The following is a 16,817-nucleotide window of genomic DNA, read 5'->3' on the forward strand; positions in this document are numbered from 1 at the left end:
CATTTTTAAAGCTATGAAATAAAAAAAGTTCAGAAAATCAAAAAAACGATCTTGCAAGGTTTTATGGTGTATGCTATGCTTTAATTAGTTCAGAAAGCCAAACTCAAGGAGGTGTTTTAAAAATTGAGTTTCTTATATAATAAATTGAAAGGCAAAATTAAGGAGAAATTTGGAACACAAGAAGCTTTTGCTAAAAAGTTAGGTATATCTCGTACTTCACTAAGCTTGAAACTCAATAATTTCTCAGAATTTACTCAAAAAGAAATTTTGGATTCGATGGCTTTATTGGGATTGCCAGGAATAGAAGTTGACAAATATTTTTTTACCCTAAAAGTTCAGAAAACTGAACAAAACGATTCGGAATTAAAGGAGGTTATTAATGAGTAATTTGATTATTAAGGGCAAAACAAGTCTTTTCGGCATCGGGGTTCCTAATATTTTTGGCGGCTTCAGCGAAGATCAGAAAGCGATGTTAGTTAAAAGCATTGCTGGAATTCATGGTAAGGAAGTTATTCACATAAATGCTGCTATTAATCGTAACCGTAATCGTTTTATTGACGGCGAACATATTTTAGACATGAAACAACATCCTCAAATTGTTATCCATCTGGTCGATAACAATTTCCTCACCAAGATGGAAGCTGCCAAAGCCGAACATATCTATTTACTTTCTCAGCGTGGCTATGTTCGCTTGTTAAAAATCATGGACGATGAAACCGCCTGGGAGCAGTGGGACGTTATCGAAAAAGACTATTTCGAGTTAAAGGAACAACAGCAAGCTCAGGTAATCAAGCTACAGCCACTAACCGATGCGGCCGCAGATGCCTTTGCGCTTGCAGATTTGATGATAGCTAGGTGGGGCGTCAAACCCAATATGGCCGAAATGCAATGTTTAGCTGCTGCGGAGAAAAATACTGGCCTTGATTTATCGGACATAAAACGGCTTGCGCCAGCGACCGAGCAGGAATCAATCGGACGTTTAACAGCAACCGAAATAGCGAAAAGATTAAACATTCGGTACAAGACCGGCAAGCCTGATCCTAAAACAATTAATAAGTTACTAATAACTGCAGGGCTGATGGAGAAATCAGACGACAAAAAACAGCCATACAAATTAACCGATGCCGGTAAAGATCTCGGTGAGATTATACCTTATACACGTAATGGCCATTCAGGTTATGAAATTCGTTGGAATGAATCAGTACTGAAATTATTATCTAAACAATCAGCTTAGAAAGGAGTAAAAATAATGCCTGAAACACCTAGCAGCAACTTGCCCATGACATTAAAACAAGCCTCCACTGAATACTTTCAAGGCAAAGTCAGTTACGGCAAACTTCGATCCATGGCAAAAGCCGGTACATTGCCTGTTACGAAAATCGGCGGGCGCTATTTTACTTGTAAAGACATGCTTGACGAGTGGTTTGCGAATCAGCAAATACAAAGTACATCCAAAGCTGCTAATCAATACGGCAAGTTGCGAGTAATAGGGGGCTAAGCGGTTAATCTCGGCTGCCATAAAACCGGACAAGCAGAAAGGAGGATCCATGAGTAATAAAGCCACAAATATCCGCACTGAAATCTGGAACGGTCACAAAATACGTTTTGTGGAAAAAGAACCTAACGACTGGTGGGCGGTGTTGGCCGATGTAGCAAAGGCAATGGAATTATCTGCAAAAGGCGTAAAGCAGCGTTTACCCAAGGAGGTCATTTCAAATTACCCCCTTCACACACTCGGCGGCATACAAGAAATGTTAATCGTTAGTGAATACGGCATCTATGAAACAGTATTCGAGAGTCGCAAGAAAGAAGCAAAAGATTTTAAGCGTTGGGTATTCGATATGCTTCGAACCCTCCGCCAATCCTCCGGCATTGAGGGCTTCCAAATTTTCCGCATGCTGGACAAAGAACACCAGCGGGAAGCTATGGCAAAGCTTAACGGTTCGCTTGAAAAACCGGTACCACGGGATTTCATGAAAGCCAACACAATCACAAACAAATGCGTTTCTTCGATGTTTGGCCATTCTAAGATGCTCAAGAAGGACCAAATGACACCAGAAATGCTGGTCCAGCGGCAGCAGGTACTGGCCGATACAGTGAACCTGATGGGAATTGTGGAGAAGTTTGGGTTGAATGTATCGGTGAGTGAAATGATGTATGGAAAGTATTTAGTTTAGAAGGTCGGCTGACTACGCGGCCAGACTCCGAACACCCGGAATGATCGGCAGTCAAACAGCCTAAACAAAACCCCGCCCGAGGCGGAGAAAGCGAGGTGAGAAATATGACGGAGCAAAAAGAAAAGCCTCCTAAAGAGGCAAGACTTCCAGCACTTAAATTTATTTTTGATAATGGAGAAGAGATAGCTTTTGCAGAGTATGATAACGGAATGAAATACTTGGAACAACAAATTGCTATTCAAAAACTCGCACTTCAGTCGTTTCAAAGAAACTAATCAAGGCATTGTACTTTTTTACGGCTTCTGCAGTATTAGTAATCCGCTGAGTTAAATCCTCATTACAAACCGGACATTTGAAAGTTTCACCTAGACTTGATGGTGTTAATTTAAATGCAATTTTATTGCATTTATGGCAATTAATTTCAAAAACTTGAATTGGTCGCATAATATTCACCTCTTCACCCCCTTTCGGAGATAATAATTCGACAACAAACCAACAAAACCTTGTAACAATTTGTCAGAAAGGAGCCGAACGCCTAATGATCACAAACCAAGAAGCTCAAAATGCTGTGCAGGTTACAAGCACATTGATTCAGTCTATTCTATTTACTCTTGACGGCGCTTCCAGAAAGCGCGAACAGGTACAGTTGATCATGTATCTACTCCGTGAGACGGTAGATGCGTGTACTGTTCCAAAAAATCTGATTGAGTGTGCCAGTATTGCCTTTGGAAAGAAAGAAGCGGAAAGGAGCACAATCCCATGAAATTGGAGATCGACATATCCGATGAAGCGTATGCACTGTTTCAAAAACTGGCGGAGGTTTTTAATCAGAAAGACCCAGCGATCCCCTGGTCTGCAGCGGCTGTAGTCGAAATTATGGCCGAAAAAGAAACGCGGCGTCGATTGGTTAACCGTAAACTACTAAAACCTTGCGAGGAATCGCTTACGCCTGATTTAAGTTTCTGCAGCAATCCCGCTAAACCGGCAGCAGCTCCCGGCAACGAATGTCAGAAAAGTCGTTGCTGTGTGAAATGTCCCGAGCCATGCAATAGCCAGCAGCCGTGCCGGCATGGGCGATTCGAATGAAACCGGTACCCGTCCAGCAACCGGCTGACCGGCCAGCACAGCCAATATATCCGGCCAAGCCAAAATCCGCAACCAGCGGCTTCGCTGAAATACTACAGGTGGCAATAGAGCAGTACATACCGCCGAACTGGTCGCATGGAACCAGTGGAAGGAGGTGAATAGTTTGCAGAAACATGAATACCTTGAGCACCGCTGCTGCATGTGCCCTCAAATGGACGAACCAAAAACAGTATGTCCTGGAATACCCGGTACTCCGCATCCCGAAGATTCGCCCTGCCGGTTCGTGAAAGCCTACGAGGATGAGCGTGATTGGCAGTATTTCGTCCGGCCAGGTATAGGTGGAAACACTTTCAAAACGTTCTACCGAAAGCCTGAAAAATCCATTTCTGGCCACGGTTATCGGTCTACCGAATGGCGCGGTAGTTTTGACGAAGCTCAAGCCGATTTAAATCGTTTGGCCAAAAAGAAAAAGCGGTCCCTGATATCTGGAGTACGATTATACCCTATCGGTAATGGTCAGTATATCTGCGAGCATTGCAAGCCAGTTAAAATTAAAAACCGTGATGGGGTTAAGCTGTACATTGCCACCGACGAATATACAGGGCCAGTGGAATTGACCGGTTTGTTAATGGTACGGTATCAGGTTTAAGAATATGGAGGTATGTATTGTGTTTGAGAAAATTAAAGAAATTATTGCCAATAAACTCGGCGTGGATCCGGATGATATTACCCCCGAAACTAATGCCGATGATTTGGGCGCGGATTCCTTGGACGCTATTGAAATTGTAATAGATATTGAAGTTGAATTTGGTATTGATATTCCTGATAGCGAGTTGTGCGGGAGTGACAGGACGGTTGGGGCTCTGGTGAGCGTGATCGAAAAGAATTCATATGGCAAATAGACAAGTTTGCGCCCTCTGCCTATTTTGTGTGTCGGCAGAGGGCCAGCGCGAAAAGTTAGGGCGCAAAAGATTGTGGTGTCAGAAGCGTGCCATGCTGTTGTCTGGAGCGGAATTGCCCTGCTTAGCATTTAAAGAAAAGAAAACGGAGGAATAAAAAATGTCTATCGAGTGTGATGATATCCGCAAATTGGTCAATGTGAATACAGTCGCACGGCTCACTAAAAGCATTGGCAAAGAACACGATGAGGAAAATTTTCTTCTCATTACATCAAATTACATCCTTAATCTTAACCCCGATCAGTTCTGGAAAGTGCAGTGCAAATTGGAAGCTAAGAAAACCGGAGTTTGGTATTTGCTGGCCGATAAAGAACTTTGTGAAGATAAATCGGTATCAGAAAATCAAGTTAATCTTTACTTCAATATTATGCGAAGCCCAGGCAACGTGATTGCTTCATGTAATTTATGCATCGTAGATGCCGACGACATTATGTTGTATAAAAATAATTTAAGTCAATACGTTGGAATTCAACGCAAATATATTGAAATGTTTAAAGACATTCCTAATTTTCGCCAAACGGAGCGCAGCGATACGCCTATAGCTGCCGGCGGCATGCACGTGATTACGCCTGTACGTTTAAACAAGGAAGACTTTAAATGCCTTGATCTATTGGCGTAAAGGAAAGGGAGTGAGCAGTTTAATATGATAAAAATCAATAGTTTGGAAGTTGAAAACGTAAAACGGGTTAAAGCCGTAAGGCTGGAACCGACACCGTCGGGGCTTACTATCATAGGCGGCAAAAACGGCCAGGGTAAAACCTCTATATTGGATAGCGTCGCCTGGTTATTTGGTGGAAACAAGTTTAAGCCTTCAGATGCAAAGCGAGAAGGATCCATGGTAGATCCCATTTTGCATGCCGTTCTATCCAACGGTCTTGTAGTGGAGCGTAAAGGCGTCAACAGTGCCCTGAAGGTTATCGATCCGCAGGGAAACAAGAGCGGCCAGCAACTGCTGGATGAATTTATTGAAGAGTTAGCCCTGGACCTTCCCAAGTTCATGAAAGCCAGTAGCAAAGAAAAAGCAAATATTCTTCTGCAAATTATCGGCGTAGGCGATAAGCTCCACGCCCTAGATGTGGAAGAATCCCAGCTATATAACCGCCGTACCGAGATCGGCCGAATTGCCGACCAAAAGAAAAAATTCGCTGCTGAGATGACCAGCTATCCGGAGGCGCCCAAAGAACTGGTTTCCGCTTCTGAACTCATCAAAAAACAGCAGGATATCTTGGCCCGGAACGGCGAGAACCAGCGTAAACGCGATAACATTGAGTATTTGAGGAATAGACATAAAACTTTAGGTGAAACGATTAGTGATTTAAAAAGTAAGTTAGATGAATTAATTAATGAGCAAAATAGCGTTTATTCCGACCTCGAAATCGCCCATAAATCTGCTCAAGACCTCATTGATGAAAGCACAACTGAACTAGAAGAAAGCATTGCCAATATTGACGCCATTAACGTCAAAGTCCGGGCCAACTACGATAAAGGAAAAGCCGAAATCGACGCCGAGGATTACCATAATCAATATAACGATCTAACTGCAGAAATCGAAAAGGTCCGACAGAATCGGATCGATCTTCTAAAAACCGCCAAGCTTCCTCTGGAAGATCTGTCCGTTGAAAACGGTGAGTTAGTCTATAAAGGGTTCAAATGGGACAACATGAGCGGATCCGAGCAACTTAAAGTTGCCACCGCTATTGTTCGGAAGCTAAATCCAAATTGCGGTTTTGTTCTTATCGATAAGTTGGAGCAAATGGATATGGACACCTTGAAAGAATTCGGCGCTTGGCTGGAAACCGAAGGACTGCAGGTCATTGCCACCCGCGTTACCACCTCAAAAAACGAGTGCGCCATAATTATTGAAGATGGCTATATCAAAGAAGAATTGGCGCCGGTCATGCCGGAACCAAAAAATACCTGGGAAAGGGGTAAATTCTAGTGGCACTTACTATTTCACGCGGCGTTGTATTTAAGGCTCAGAAAGTTTGCGTGTATGGTCCGGAGGGAATTGGAAAGTCTACATTTGCTTCCCAATTTCCTGAGCCGGTATTCATTGATACCGAGGGCAGCACAAACCTGATGAACGTGGCACGGTTCCCACGCCCCAGTAGCTGGACTATGCTGCTATCAATGATTAAGCAGGTAGCGACTACGCCAGGTTGCTGCAAAACACTGGTCATTGATACAGTGGACTGGGCCGAGCAGTTATGCATTTCCCATATTTGCGCGACTTATGACAAAAAGGGAATTGAGGATTTTGGCTATGGCAAAGGATACGTTTTTGTAAAAGAAGAAATTGGCCGTTTCCTAAATCTCCTGAGTGACGTAATCGAGGCTGGTATCAATGTTGTGTTGACGGCGCATACAACCATCCGCAAATTCGAATTGCCAGATGAATGCGGTAGCTTTGACCGATATGAATTAAAACTCGGTAATAAAACCGGAGGGCAAACTTCCGCACTGGTGAAGGAATGGGCCGACATGGTTCTTTTTGTTAACTACAAGCAATATGTCGTCGAGGTAGATAAAAAGAAAAAGGCGCAAGGCGGATCACGTGTCATGCATACCCAGCACCACCCCTGCTGGGATGCCAAGAACCGGCATGATCTAAAGCCGGAATTGCCTTTTGAGTATGTCCAGATTGCCTATTGCATACCAAATCATATTGATGGTGAGCCAAAAGCAGAGCTAAACCCAGAGACAAAACCGGAGCCTGCCTCTACTGCTTCAACTGCTGCCGCCCCTGTTGAAACGAAACCACCGAAGGAAGCTAAGCCCGACACTCCGCCACAAACAGCGCCGCCAGTCTCAGCGGCAGCGGTGGCGGCCGCCGGTCCACTAAAACAGAAAAAACCGGACTTAGAAGGTCTACCAAAATCACTTGCCGATTTGATGGCGGCAAATGATGTCACCGTGGGCGAAATACAGAATGTCGTATCTATGAAAGGGTACTACCCTAAGGATACGCCACTTCAAAACTATGACACAAGTTTTATTGACGGTGTGCTGGTGGGGGCCTGGGAACAGGTAATTGCCATGATTCAGCAAGAAAGAGAAATGCCATTTTAAATAATAATTTATAGCAGAGGAGAATGATTATGTCAATTTTTAATTCCATAGGGACCGATATCACGGATGATAGGGAACTTGGCTGGGATGATGAGATAGAGAAGGATAGTGCTAGTTTTATTATGTTGCCGGAAGGTGAGTACGAATTTACCGTCAAGGAATTTGAGCGCACTCGCTACAATGGCGGCGACAAGCTGCCGGCATGCAACCAGGCGAAGTTGAAGCTGGAAGTCGTAACCGAAAAAGGAACTGCTGTTATTAGTCATAACCTGTTTTTACACAGCCGAACCGAAGGAATGGTCAGTGCATTTTTCGTGGCAATCGGCCAGAAAAAGCATGGTGAGAAATTAAAAATGAATTGGTCTAAAGTGATCGGCGCCAAAGGCCGGGCCAAGATCGGCACCCGAGAACATAACGGCAACACTTACAATGAAGTGAAACGATTCCTTGAGCCTGAGGCAGCCACTCAGCCCGCAAGCGGCAAGAACTTTAAGCCCGGCTCTTTCTGATATGGAGCTACGGTTATATCAGCAGGAGGCTAAGGCAGCGATTTTCAGTGAGTGGGACAAGGGAAATTTGAAGACACTGCTTGTGCTGCCCACAGGAACGGGCAAGACGATAGTGTTTGCCAAAGTCGCCGAAGAATGTGTAAGAACAGGTGAACGAGTCCTTATCATGGCTCATCGTGCCGAGCTATTAGAGCAGGCGGCAGATAAAATAAAAAAAGCTACCGGCCTTATCTGTTCGGTAGAAAAAGCGGAACAAAGTTGTTTAGGGAGTTGGTACCGGGTTATTGTCGGCTCGGTACAAAGTTTAACTAGAGAAAAGCGGCTGCAGCAATTTGATACAGATTATTTCGACACCATCATTGTCGATGAAGCGCACCATTCCATTTCGGACAGCTATCAAAATGTTTTGCAGTATTTCAATGAAGCAAAAGTATTGGGTGTAACCGCAACACCAGACCGTAGCGACATGCGGGACCTTGGACAATACTTTAACAGCCTAGCCTATGAATATACACTGCCGCGTGCTATCAAAGAAGGGTATCTGAGCAAGATTAAGGCTCAGACTATCCCCCTGAAACTTGATTTAACCGGCGTAGGCATGCAAAACGGCGACTTTAAAGCTGCTGACCTGGACACAGCATTAGACCCATATCTATATCAGATTGCGCAGGAAATGCTGAAATACTGCAGCGACCGCAAAACCGTAGTATTTTTACCGCTAGTAAAAACAAGCCAGAAATTCCGAGATATCTTAAACGAAGTCGGCCTTGGCCTTAGGGCTGCCGAGGTGAACGGCAACAGCATGGACCGCTCCGAGGTGCTGCAAGACTTCGAGCAAGGCAAATATAATGTGCTGTGCAACTCCATGCTACTCACGGAAGGCTGGGACTGCCCAAGCGTAGATTGCGTCGTTGTACTCCGGCCAACCAAGGTACGCAGTCTCTATTGTCAGATGGTGGGACGCGGGACAAGGCTTTCCCCGAGGAAAGAAGATTTATTGATTCTGGACTTCCTTTGGCATATGGAGCGGCATGAGCTATGCCGGCCAGCTCACTTGATTGCTACCACTGAAGAAATCGCCCAGAAGATGACAGAAAAAATAGAGAACGACCCCTGCCCACTAGACATAGAGGCTGTGGAAAAACAAGCCTCTGACGATGTGGTGGCAGCCCGGGAAGAGGCCTTGGCCAAGAAGTTGGCGGAAATGAAGAAACGAAAGCGCAAACTTGTCGATCCGCTGCAGTTCGAAATGTCGATCCAGGCTGAAGACCTTTCCGGATATGTTCCGTCCTTCGGATGGGAAATGTCGCCGCCCAGTGAAAAGCAAATTGCCACGCTTGAAAAGCTTGGCATATTCCCGGATGAAATCGATAATGCCGGCAAGGCTGCCAAGCTGCTGGACAGGCTGGACAAGCGCCGATCAGAGGGACTTACTACGCCAAAGCAAATTCGGTTCCTGGAAAGTCGCGGTTTTCAGCACGTCGGTACCTGGCAATTTGAGCATGCCAAGCGCTTGATTGACCGGATAGCGGCCAATGGCTGGCACATCCCTTCTGGCATTGTTCCTAATGAATATCGCCCTGGTGGTGACACATAATGGATAAAATTGACCTGTTGCCATTACTGGAATATATTGACCCCGCCAACCTGTCATACCAGGAATGGGTAAATGTGGGTATGGCGCTCAAGCTGGAAGGATATACGGCCAGTGACTGGGATAACTGGAGCCGGCGTGATTCTGCCCGGTACCGGTCAGGCGAGTGCTTCAAAAAATGGACCAGCTTTCATGGCTCAAATACGCCGGTAACCGGCGGCACAATCGTTGACATGGCAAAAGCCGGCGGCTGGGAGCCATCCAGCCGGAAAGAAGACTATGAGCTTGACTGGGATGATACTATCGGTAAAGACGATAAAGTTATTATTGATAAAAACTGGCTGGAGGGCCGGGAGGTTACCGAGCCAGAAACCTGGGACCCGGTAAAAGACTTGGTAACCTATCTGGAAACTCTGTTTGACAGCACCGAGAATGTCGGCTATGTAACCAGCGCCTGGCAAAAGGAAGGCGACAATAAATATTTGCCCACCAAAGGAAACTGGGACCGTACCGCCGGCCAGCTCATTGAAGAACTCAATATTTGTGACGACGATATCGGCCTTGTTTTTGGTGACTACAAACCCGAATGCGGGGCCTGGATACGGTTTAACCCCCTGGACGGTAAGGGTTGTAAAAATGATAATGTAACGGATTTTAGGTATTCGCTGGTTGAATCGGACAATATGGAAATTGAAAAACAGAATGAAATCATCCGGGCGCTGGAGTTGCCGGTAGCCTGCCTGGTTCATTCCGGCGGGAAAAGCCTACATGCCATTGTGCGGATTGATGCCGGCAGCTACGAAGAATATCGCAAGCGGGTTGACTACTTGTATTCTATTTGCAAAAAAAACGGACTTGAGGTTGACCCACAGAACAGAAACCCGTCCAGGCTATCCAGGATGCCGGGCGTAATACGGAACGGCCATAAGCAATGGCTGGTAGATACCAATATAGGCAAAGCCAATTTTACCGAATGGAAAGAATGGATTGAAAGCGTCAATGATGATTTGCCGGAACCAGAGAGTATGGCGGATGCATGGAACAATCTGCCGGAGCTGGCGCCCTCTCTAATTGACGGTATCCTTCGGCAAGGGCATAAAATCCTGATTGCCGGGCCGTCTAAGGCGGGGAAGTCCTTTGGGCTTATAGAGTTATGCTGCGCCATTGCTGAGGGCCAAAAATGGCTATCATGGGCTTGTGCGCAGGGGAAAGTCCTGTACGTTAACCTAGAACTGGACCGGGCCAGCTGTTTGCACCGGTTTAAGGATGTATACCAAGCTTTAAAATGGGAGCCGAAAAATGTCGGTAATATCGATATCTGGAACCTCAGAGGCAAATCCATTCCCATGGACAAGCTGGCCCCCAAACTCATCCGGCGTGCTGCTAAGAAAAATTATATTGCCATTGTTATTGACCCGATCTATAAAGTTATCACCGGCGACGAAAACAGCGCCGATCAGATGGCCAACTTCTGCAATCAGTTTGATAAGGTATGCACAGAGCTTGGCTGCGCGGTAATTTACTGTCATCATCACTCAAAGGGCGCCCAGGGCGGCAAGCGGTCCATGGACCGGGCTTCCGGTTCTGGCGTATTCGCTAGGGACCCTGACGCACTAATTGACCTGATTGAGTTGGATATAACAGAAGAGCTTTATAAGCAGGAAGAAAATAAGGCTGTCAGCGCCGCCTGCGTGGCGTTTCTGGAGGCAAATTACCCTGCCTGGGAGGATAATGTATCACAGGACGACCAATGCAGCGAGAAGACCATGCTGGACTATTGCAACAGAGTTTTGTTGCGAGAAGCGTACATCGAAATGATAAACCACTTTGTACATCCTGCCCGGCAACGGGTACGGCAGCGTACAGCCTGGCGCATCGAAGGGACGCTGCGGGAGTTCCCGAAGTTCAAGCCGGTCAATCTGTGGTTTGATTACCCGGCTCACTACGTGGATACCATTGGTGTACTCAAGGACGTGGAGGCGGACGGGGACCAGCCGGCGTGGAAAAGGAACTTCAAAAAGAGAAAAACGCCGGCAGAAGGTAAAAAAACACGCGGAACATCCCTTGAAAGTGCATTTGAAGCAGCCGGTTTTAATGGTCAACCGACTGTGAAAGGCATGGCGGAATACATGAGCGTAACTGAAAAAACTGTAAAAAATCATCTAAAAGAACATGGTGGTTTTTTAGTCGATAATCAAGGAGCTGTTTTTAAAAAAGGAAAGTAAAAGGAAAATATCGAGAAAATAATTTGTTTCTGATTTGGAAAATATCGATAAAGAAATCGACTTTTTCCGATTCGGAAAAAAGAAAAATATCGAGATTTTACTATCAGGAAAAAGTCGAGAAAATATCGATTTTTTCCGAATCGGAAACGCGCCTATATATTATAAATATATAATTGCGCTTTTCCCTCACGATCAAGGGGAAAAAGAAGTCGTGCGTTAAGCTTTCGCACGACGACTACTTTTCCCTTTCCTTGACAAAAGAATTTTTTTTCAAACCTACAATCAAATGGAAGGAGATGTAAGTAAGTGAGAAAGAGAAAAATAAGTAAAAATTTAGAAGTTGCAAAATTACTACCGCCATTAAAACATTCGTTCGAAGGTAAAGAATTTGATATAAAAAATAGCGAAGTAATGCAATGGCTAACTAAACGTCCGGAAATTTTAAACTATGTTTGGAACAACATAAAAAATTCTGGTGCTGTTGTTTTTGATTCTCAAGCCGGCAAGTGGCAAGGAATAGATTATGAACCAGAGGAGTGAAATATGTGAAGGTTAGATCTAAAAAAACCGGCGATCTTGGGTATAGCAGTAAATTTAATCTACATGCTATGTCAGAAATTATAGTCTATTTCGAGGAAGGAGATTGTGACAGCGCTTATATTGATGAGTACGATGTTTTTCTTGAATCAACAAAGACATGGAAACCTCTGAATGAAGCATTTCGGGATAGAGACATTATCACAGACAATTACAATTCTGAGTTTAGAGAACCGCGGGATGCGGTTGAAAGAGAAAGAGGATGGTACTATTGATGTTTAGTTTTCTTAGAGAAAAATGCAATCATAGCTACTGCGAATATGTAGTGATAGATCAATACACAAAAGAAGATGCGCAAGATGTTTTTTACGCTTCAAATTATGGGACTAGCATAACAAAATATCAGGTTGAGGTTAGATATTGTAAGCATTGCGGGCAAACGTATAAAAAATATCTGGCAAAGAGCTAATATTGATGATTGAATTTTTCATAGCCATGCAGTTACCAACGGTTACACATCAGGAAAAGAAAGTATCCGTGGTAAATGGCAAGCCAGTGTTTTATGAACCGGATGAACTAAAGGATGCCCGGCAAAAGTTTACCGCCTATCTCGCAAAACATGTGCCGGCCAATAAATATACTGGAGCAACGCGGCTTGTTACAAAATGGTGTTATCCCAGAGGTACTCACAAAAACGGAGAGTACAAGACCACAAAGCCCGATACCGATAACATGATCAAGCTACTCAAAGACGTTATGACTGAACTCGGTTTCTGGAAAGATGACGCATTAGTAGCGAGTGAAATCACAGAAAAGTTCTGGGCCGATGTTCCGGGAATTTATGTTCGGATTGAAAAGCTGTGAAAAAGCCGGTAGTGGGGTTACCCCTAATGTGCATTATTTGACCTGTTTTAGCCCCGTGGTAAGGCGAAAAGATGTTCGGTAATTGGTATATAGGTAGGAGTGGATAACTTGAATGTAATATGTCAATACTGCGGCAATCTTGCGATATATACAGACAGCGCATGTATTTACGGCAGAAGCTATGGTATGGTCTACTACTGCAAGGACTGTAATGCTTGGGTAGGAGTGCATAAGGGGACGGATAAGCCGTTAGGAATCTTAGCCAATGCGGAATTACGAGATTGGAAGATAAAGGCTCATGCAAGCTTTGACCCGCTATGGAAGTCAGGAAAAATGAAACGTCATAGGGCTTACAAATGGCTTGCCGAGCAGTTAGGGAAACCACGAAACGAAACTCATATTGGGATGTTTTGCGTGGAGGATTGCAAGCGGGTTGTAGAGGTTTGCAGTGGCTGCAAGATTTGAGAGGTGAAAGTCAGTGAAAACCAAGGAAATTGAATCATTCAGCGAGATTAATATTCCGGGAATGGGATTGTTTATACCTATCATCGTTGTTTATCGAAGTCCAAAGGATTACCCAGAGAAGTATGTTGCGCGACTATGGGATTTGGCCAGGCCCATAGAAATAGCCCTGACAAGAGACACATTATCCGAAATCAGAAAGGAAATACCTCTTGGGTTTGTTAATTTAGGACGCCAGGAAAATGATGACCCGGTTATTGTTGAAAGCTGGGTATGAGGGGTGAGTCGGTTTGACCCTGGATAATCTCATTGACACCGTATTCGAGGCTTATATCTACGACGAACCAGTTGATAACAATACATTAGGATGGATACACCAGTACCTAATGGAATTACAGGATAAGCGGGAATGGAAGGAAGGGGAAATAGCGTAAAATGGCCTGCGATAATTACTGGCAAGCATTGTTTGACAAGATAAATACTATGTCGGACGAAGAATTCGAGCAGTTATGTAATGAGCTAGACAGTGAAAGAAATTTGTTTGTCATAGAAGAGGATGCCGATACCGATGCTGATTAGATTCGGAACCTGCTCTATATGCGGCAAATTTACGGTAATGAAACCCAGGGCAAAACGTTGTGATGACTGCGCATTAAGGGGATACACGGTAAAAAGAAATCCATATAGGAAGAAGAAAGAAACTAGCGCGGAAACGAACAGCCGCTTAGAAGGCGGTTGATCGTTGAAGAAAGGGTGGGAAGAAAAGAATGAAAATTTATGTCGCAAGCTCTTGGAGGAATACAATTCAGCCAAAGATTGTTGCTTTGTTGCGGGATCAAGATTATGAAGTATATGACTTCAAAAACCCCAAACCAGGCAATACAGGTTTTCATTGGTCGGAAATTGACCCGAATTGGAAACAATGGACGCCGGATCAGTTTAAAATGAACCTCAAACATGAAATTGCCTTAAACAGTTTTTATTCTGATATGAGAGCTCTTGAAGACTGCAATGTATGTGTCTTAGTCCTTCCATGCGGCCGCAGCGCACATCTGGAGGCAGGTTGGGCCATTGGTGCGGGTAAGCCGACAATTATATTCTTGCAGGATAATATTGAACCAGAGTTGATGTATTTAATGGCGATGTTCATTTGTACAGATACTCAAGATTTATTATCAAAGCTCGCAGAGCTAAAGAATGATATTCGCCGCTGTCGGGTATGTGGTTGCACGGATGATAATGCTTGCCTCGGCGGGTGCTATTGGGTTGAGGAAGATTTGTGCAGTAAGTGTGTCAGTGTATCTGAACGTGATGATGACTAATAGTATTCCCTGGCTCATCGCCGGTGCCGCTCTGTTTGCAACGATACTGAACATCCGCAAAGACCGTCGCTGTTTCCTAATTTGGACGGGAACAAATTTATATTGGACCGTGTATGATGCGGTCAATGGTTTATACGCCCAGGCGGCGCTGTTCATGGTTTATCTGGTGCTGGCGCTAGTGGGGTTGTGGAAATGGAGGAAAAACAGTGATTAATTTTAAAATTGGCGCAGCATTTGTAATTGGCGGAGTAATATTCAATTTTATTGAGACGTGGTATTTTGGATGGAACTGGCCGTCATGAATAAGCAGGGGCTGATTGCGGCAGATGCTGAACTGACTAAAACCGGCGTTCTGATCGCTGATGTTTATCTGAAGATCGGAGAGCGGAAGAAAAAGAGGTGACCCAATAGTGACAGCCAGGTTAGTATGCACCAGTCCGTACAATTCTTGGATTGGCCGAATAATCTGCCCGCCATGCGACTACAGCACCAAGGACGGTGTTGGTTGCTGTCGCAACTGTCCCGAAGGCCCTGACTATGGCTGCAACAGCCGCTGCGGATGGCTGGAAGAGAAAGGAGAAATCAAAGCCATGATTACAAATATTAAAATAGATAGAATATCCCCGCATCCCGATAATCCCCGAAAAGACTTAGGTGACCTAAGCGAGCTTGCAGAAAGCATCAAGGCCAACGGAATATTACAAAATCTTACGGTTGTGCCTTGGTTTAGCGAGATCACAAGGGCACCCGCAGATGATGGTAAAATGGACGGTCACTATCGCGTTATAATCGGACATCGTCGCCTGGCAGCAGCGAAGCTTGCAGGCCTGACGGAGGTACCCTGCGTAATAGCCGACATGGACCCCAAAAACCAAGTCGCAACCATGTTACTTGAAAACATGCAACGCAACGATCTGACTATATGGGAGCAGGCGCAAGGTTTCCAGATGATGCTTGACTTCGGAGAGACAATTGGGGATATCGCGAAACAAACCGGTTTTTCGTACAGCACGATCAGCCGCCGGGTTAAGCTGATGGATCTGGACAAAGATAAATTCCAGCAATCGGTGGATCGCGGCGCTACTCTTCAGGACTATGCGGAACTGGACAAAATCGGCGACGTCAAGCTAAAGAATAGCGTCTTAGAATCCATCGGGACTTCGAATTTCCAGTGGAAGCTCAAACAGGCCATCAACCAAGAAAAGCAGGAAAAGGGCAAAGCCGCTCTGATCGCGGAGCTTGAAACATTCGCTACCCGTGTCCAGAAAACGGACGGGCTGCGTCAAGTGCAGTGGTTCTCGGTTTATTCTGGAACAAAAGTCATAAAGCCAGCTGACGCAGGCGAGACGAGGTATTTCTTCACCGATAATTCGTACAACATTATATTGTATAAAGAGTCGTCAGGGAACGAGCCTGGTTGCTCCGCAGGGCCGTCGGCGGCAGGGCCGTCGGCGGAGGAACAGAAGCAATTGCAGGAGCGGTGCCAGCAACTGGACGAGCTCCACAAGCAGGCCTACGAGCTGCGGGGCGAGTTCGTCAAAAATTACGCCGGGCGCCAGAAGGACGCCCGCAACATCATGTCGTTTGCATTGGAAGCAATGCTGCTGGGCGATATTGGTTACGGCTATTCTACATACCTCGGCAAGAAGCTAGGCATCGAGATCCCCGAGCCCGAGGATGAGGACGACGACCGCGACGAGGACGATATCGCGTGCGAGGCGATTGCCGAAGCTTTCGAGGCATTGCCGGAGAAAGTGCTATTCACCGCCGCGTATTGCGGGCTGGAGAAAGAGCGAACCCGCTATTACGGCTGGCAATGCAAGTATGAGGGGAACGCGGCACTCGACGCGATTTACGACGCCCTCGAAAAAATAGGCTACGAAATATCCGAAGAAGAGCGTGCACTTCGTGATGGCACGCATGAACTATATGTACGCGACAAGGAATGATAACCAATGAAAGAACATTACATCCAAAATCAAATCCGCCTCGCCATCTCCCAGCACCGCCTCG

27 protein-coding genes are annotated in these 16,817 nt (G+C 45.3%); all 27 read left to right on the forward strand.

What is annotated here, in order from left to right:
- The first annotated feature begins 123 nt into the window (after positions 1-123).
- The 27 genes from MAMMFC1_RS08295 to MAMMFC1_RS08400 all read left to right on the forward strand — a co-directional run bounded on the left by MAMMFC1_RS08295 (position 124) and on the right by MAMMFC1_RS08400 (position 16,753).
- Entirely contained in the window at positions 124-387 is a 264-nt protein-coding gene (locus MAMMFC1_RS08295; RefSeq protein ID WP_126308089.1) for a DUF739 family protein, read from the forward strand.
- On the forward strand, positions 380-1,234 hold the full coding sequence (locus MAMMFC1_RS08300; protein ID WP_126308090.1) for an ORF6N domain-containing protein: 855 nt from the start codon (positions 380-382) through the stop codon (positions 1,232-1,234). Before MAMMFC1_RS08295 ends, MAMMFC1_RS08300 begins: the two co-directional genes overlap by 8 nt.
- A gap of 15 nt (positions 1,235-1,249) precedes the next feature.
- Positions 1,250-1,498: a helix-turn-helix domain-containing protein gene (locus MAMMFC1_RS08305; protein WP_126308091.1), complete on the forward strand. Its 249-nt coding sequence runs from the start codon at positions 1,250-1,252 to the stop codon at positions 1,496-1,498.
- A gap of 49 nt (positions 1,499-1,547) precedes the next feature.
- Positions 1,548-2,177: a BRO-N domain-containing protein gene (locus tag MAMMFC1_RS08310; protein ID WP_232035741.1), complete on the forward strand. Its 630-nt coding sequence runs from the start codon at positions 1,548-1,550 to the stop codon at positions 2,175-2,177.
- 104 nt (positions 2,178-2,281) lie between these two features.
- Positions 2,282-2,452, forward strand: a complete 171-nt coding sequence (locus tag MAMMFC1_RS21430; RefSeq protein ID WP_158618694.1) for a hypothetical protein — start codon at positions 2,282-2,284, stop codon at positions 2,450-2,452.
- Between the two features lie 263 nt (positions 2,453-2,715).
- The gene (locus MAMMFC1_RS08315; protein ID WP_126308092.1) at positions 2,716-2,940 is read left to right on the forward strand and encodes a hypothetical protein; all 225 of its coding nucleotides are present in this window, start codon (positions 2,716-2,718) and stop codon (positions 2,938-2,940) included.
- Positions 2,937-3,263, forward strand: coding sequence for a hypothetical protein (locus MAMMFC1_RS08320; RefSeq protein ID WP_126308093.1), 327 nt, complete (start codon positions 2,937-2,939; stop codon positions 3,261-3,263). Before MAMMFC1_RS08315 ends, MAMMFC1_RS08320 begins: the two co-directional genes overlap by 4 nt.
- Positions 3,260-3,421 carry a hypothetical protein gene (locus MAMMFC1_RS21435; RefSeq protein WP_158618695.1) on the forward strand — a complete coding sequence of 54 codons (162 nt, stop codon included), beginning with the start codon at positions 3,260-3,262 and terminating at the stop codon, positions 3,419-3,421. Before MAMMFC1_RS08320 ends, MAMMFC1_RS21435 begins: the two co-directional genes overlap by 4 nt.
- A gap of 5 nt (positions 3,422-3,426) precedes the next feature.
- A complete protein-coding gene (locus tag MAMMFC1_RS08325; protein ID WP_126308094.1) occupies positions 3,427-3,912 on the forward strand; it encodes a hypothetical protein in 486 nt (161 codons plus the stop codon).
- Between the two features lie 19 nt (positions 3,913-3,931).
- Positions 3,932-4,165 carry an acyl carrier protein gene (gene acpP, locus MAMMFC1_RS08330; RefSeq protein WP_174234369.1) on the forward strand — a complete coding sequence of 78 codons (234 nt, stop codon included), beginning with the start codon at positions 3,932-3,934 and terminating at the stop codon, positions 4,163-4,165.
- Between the two features lie 157 nt (positions 4,166-4,322).
- On the forward strand, positions 4,323-4,841 hold the full coding sequence (locus tag MAMMFC1_RS08335; protein WP_126308095.1) for a hypothetical protein: 519 nt from the start codon (positions 4,323-4,325) through the stop codon (positions 4,839-4,841).
- Positions 4,842-4,865: 24 nt separating this feature from the next.
- Positions 4,866-6,161, forward strand: coding sequence for an AAA family ATPase (locus MAMMFC1_RS08340; protein ID WP_126308096.1), 1,296 nt, complete (start codon positions 4,866-4,868; stop codon positions 6,159-6,161).
- The gene (locus tag MAMMFC1_RS08345; RefSeq protein ID WP_197723954.1) at positions 6,161-7,291 is read left to right on the forward strand and encodes an ATP-binding protein; all 1,131 of its coding nucleotides are present in this window, start codon (positions 6,161-6,163) and stop codon (positions 7,289-7,291) included. Before MAMMFC1_RS08340 ends, MAMMFC1_RS08345 begins: the two co-directional genes overlap by 1 nt.
- A gap of 29 nt (positions 7,292-7,320) precedes the next feature.
- Positions 7,321-7,800, forward strand: coding sequence for a DUF669 domain-containing protein (locus MAMMFC1_RS08350; RefSeq protein ID WP_126308098.1), 480 nt, complete (start codon positions 7,321-7,323; stop codon positions 7,798-7,800).
- Position 7,801: 1 nt separating this feature from the next.
- Positions 7,802-9,397, forward strand: a complete 1,596-nt coding sequence (locus MAMMFC1_RS08355; RefSeq protein WP_126308099.1) for a DEAD/DEAH box helicase — start codon at positions 7,802-7,804, stop codon at positions 9,395-9,397.
- Positions 9,397-11,619 (forward strand): AAA family ATPase, encoded by a 2,223-nt coding sequence (locus tag MAMMFC1_RS08360; RefSeq protein WP_126308100.1) that lies wholly within the window; start codon positions 9,397-9,399, stop codon positions 11,617-11,619. Before MAMMFC1_RS08355 ends, MAMMFC1_RS08360 begins: the two co-directional genes overlap by 1 nt.
- Before the next feature lie 34 nt (positions 11,620-11,653).
- Complete coding sequence (locus MAMMFC1_RS21145) at positions 11,654-11,839, forward strand: hypothetical protein (protein WP_145987627.1); 186 nt, start codon at positions 11,654-11,656, stop codon at positions 11,837-11,839.
- 86 nt (positions 11,840-11,925) lie between these two features.
- Positions 11,926-12,159: a hypothetical protein gene (locus tag MAMMFC1_RS08365; protein WP_126308101.1), complete on the forward strand. Its 234-nt coding sequence runs from the start codon at positions 11,926-11,928 to the stop codon at positions 12,157-12,159.
- A gap of 5 nt (positions 12,160-12,164) precedes the next feature.
- The gene (locus tag MAMMFC1_RS08370) at positions 12,165-12,431 is read left to right on the forward strand and encodes a hypothetical protein (RefSeq protein ID WP_126308102.1); all 267 of its coding nucleotides are present in this window, start codon (positions 12,165-12,167) and stop codon (positions 12,429-12,431) included.
- A gap of 199 nt (positions 12,432-12,630) precedes the next feature.
- Positions 12,631-13,020, forward strand: a complete 390-nt coding sequence (locus tag MAMMFC1_RS08375) for a RusA family crossover junction endodeoxyribonuclease (protein ID WP_126308103.1) — start codon at positions 12,631-12,633, stop codon at positions 13,018-13,020.
- Positions 13,021-13,128: 108 nt separating this feature from the next.
- A complete protein-coding gene (locus tag MAMMFC1_RS08380; RefSeq protein WP_197723955.1) occupies positions 13,129-13,485 on the forward strand; it encodes a zinc-finger-containing protein in 357 nt (118 codons plus the stop codon).
- A 13-nt stretch (positions 13,486-13,498) separates the two neighbouring features.
- On the forward strand, positions 13,499-13,759 hold the full coding sequence (locus tag MAMMFC1_RS08385) for a hypothetical protein (protein WP_126308105.1): 261 nt from the start codon (positions 13,499-13,501) through the stop codon (positions 13,757-13,759).
- A 13-nt stretch (positions 13,760-13,772) separates the two neighbouring features.
- The gene (locus MAMMFC1_RS21440) at positions 13,773-13,916 is read left to right on the forward strand and encodes a hypothetical protein (protein ID WP_158618697.1); all 144 of its coding nucleotides are present in this window, start codon (positions 13,773-13,775) and stop codon (positions 13,914-13,916) included.
- Position 13,917: 1 nt separating this feature from the next.
- Entirely contained in the window at positions 13,918-14,061 is a 144-nt protein-coding gene (locus MAMMFC1_RS21445; RefSeq protein WP_158618698.1) for a hypothetical protein, read from the forward strand.
- 188 nt (positions 14,062-14,249) lie between these two features.
- The gene (locus MAMMFC1_RS08390; protein WP_197723956.1) at positions 14,250-14,804 is read left to right on the forward strand and encodes a hypothetical protein; all 555 of its coding nucleotides are present in this window, start codon (positions 14,250-14,252) and stop codon (positions 14,802-14,804) included.
- Complete coding sequence (locus tag MAMMFC1_RS08395; protein ID WP_232035801.1) at positions 14,794-15,018, forward strand: nicotinamide mononucleotide transporter; 225 nt, start codon at positions 14,794-14,796, stop codon at positions 15,016-15,018. Before MAMMFC1_RS08390 ends, MAMMFC1_RS08395 begins: the two co-directional genes overlap by 11 nt.
- Positions 15,019-15,394: 376 nt before the next feature.
- Entirely contained in the window at positions 15,395-16,753 is a 1,359-nt protein-coding gene (locus tag MAMMFC1_RS08400; protein WP_126308107.1) for a ParB/RepB/Spo0J family partition protein, read from the forward strand.
- Positions 16,754-16,817: the final 64 nt, after the last annotated feature.

Source organism: Methylomusa anaerophila (assembly GCF_003966895.1).
In the GTDB taxonomy this organism is placed as follows: domain Bacteria; phylum Bacillota; class Negativicutes; order Sporomusales; family Sporomusaceae; genus Methylomusa; species Methylomusa anaerophila.

What these genes read in the sequence shown, in the direction of transcription:
- MAMMFC1_RS08320 (WP_126308093.1), top strand. Translation starts at nt 2,937, where the DNA reads ATGAAATTGGAGATCGACATATCCGATGAAGCGTATGCACTGTTTCAA.
- MAMMFC1_RS08335 (WP_126308095.1), top strand. Translation starts at nt 4,323, where the DNA reads ATGTCTATCGAGTGTGATGATATCCGCAAATTGGTCAATGTGAATACA.
- MAMMFC1_RS08305 (WP_126308091.1), top strand. Translation starts at nt 1,250, where the DNA reads ATGCCTGAAACACCTAGCAGCAACTTGCCCATGACATTAAAACAAGCC.
- MAMMFC1_RS08375 (WP_126308103.1), top strand. Translation starts at nt 12,631, where the DNA reads ATGATTGAATTTTTCATAGCCATGCAGTTACCAACGGTTACACATCAG.
- MAMMFC1_RS08395 (WP_232035801.1), top strand. Translation starts at nt 14,794, where the DNA reads ATGATGACTAATAGTATTCCCTGGCTCATCGCCGGTGCCGCTCTGTTT.
- MAMMFC1_RS08390 (WP_197723956.1), top strand. Translation starts at nt 14,250, where the DNA reads ATGAAAATTTATGTCGCAAGCTCTTGGAGGAATACAATTCAGCCAAAG.
- MAMMFC1_RS08340 (WP_126308096.1), top strand. Translation starts at nt 4,866, where the DNA reads ATGATAAAAATCAATAGTTTGGAAGTTGAAAACGTAAAACGGGTTAAA.
- MAMMFC1_RS08400 (WP_126308107.1), top strand. Translation starts at nt 15,395, where the DNA reads ATGATTACAAATATTAAAATAGATAGAATATCCCCGCATCCCGATAAT.
- MAMMFC1_RS08315 (WP_126308092.1), top strand. Translation starts at nt 2,716, where the DNA reads ATGATCACAAACCAAGAAGCTCAAAATGCTGTGCAGGTTACAAGCACA.
- MAMMFC1_RS21430 (WP_158618694.1), top strand. Translation starts at nt 2,282, where the DNA reads ATGACGGAGCAAAAAGAAAAGCCTCCTAAAGAGGCAAGACTTCCAGCA.
- MAMMFC1_RS08355 (WP_126308099.1), top strand. Translation starts at nt 7,802, where the DNA reads ATGGAGCTACGGTTATATCAGCAGGAGGCTAAGGCAGCGATTTTCAGT.
- MAMMFC1_RS21445 (WP_158618698.1), top strand. Translation starts at nt 13,918, where the DNA reads ATGGCCTGCGATAATTACTGGCAAGCATTGTTTGACAAGATAAATACT.
- MAMMFC1_RS08350 (WP_126308098.1), top strand. Translation starts at nt 7,321, where the DNA reads ATGTCAATTTTTAATTCCATAGGGACCGATATCACGGATGATAGGGAA.
- MAMMFC1_RS08360 (WP_126308100.1), top strand. Translation starts at nt 9,397, where the DNA reads ATGGATAAAATTGACCTGTTGCCATTACTGGAATATATTGACCCCGCC.
- MAMMFC1_RS21435 (WP_158618695.1), top strand. Translation starts at nt 3,260, where the DNA reads ATGAAACCGGTACCCGTCCAGCAACCGGCTGACCGGCCAGCACAGCCA.
- MAMMFC1_RS08310 (WP_232035741.1), top strand. Translation starts at nt 1,548, where the DNA reads ATGAGTAATAAAGCCACAAATATCCGCACTGAAATCTGGAACGGTCAC.
- MAMMFC1_RS08300 (WP_126308090.1), top strand. Translation starts at nt 380, where the DNA reads ATGAGTAATTTGATTATTAAGGGCAAAACAAGTCTTTTCGGCATCGGG.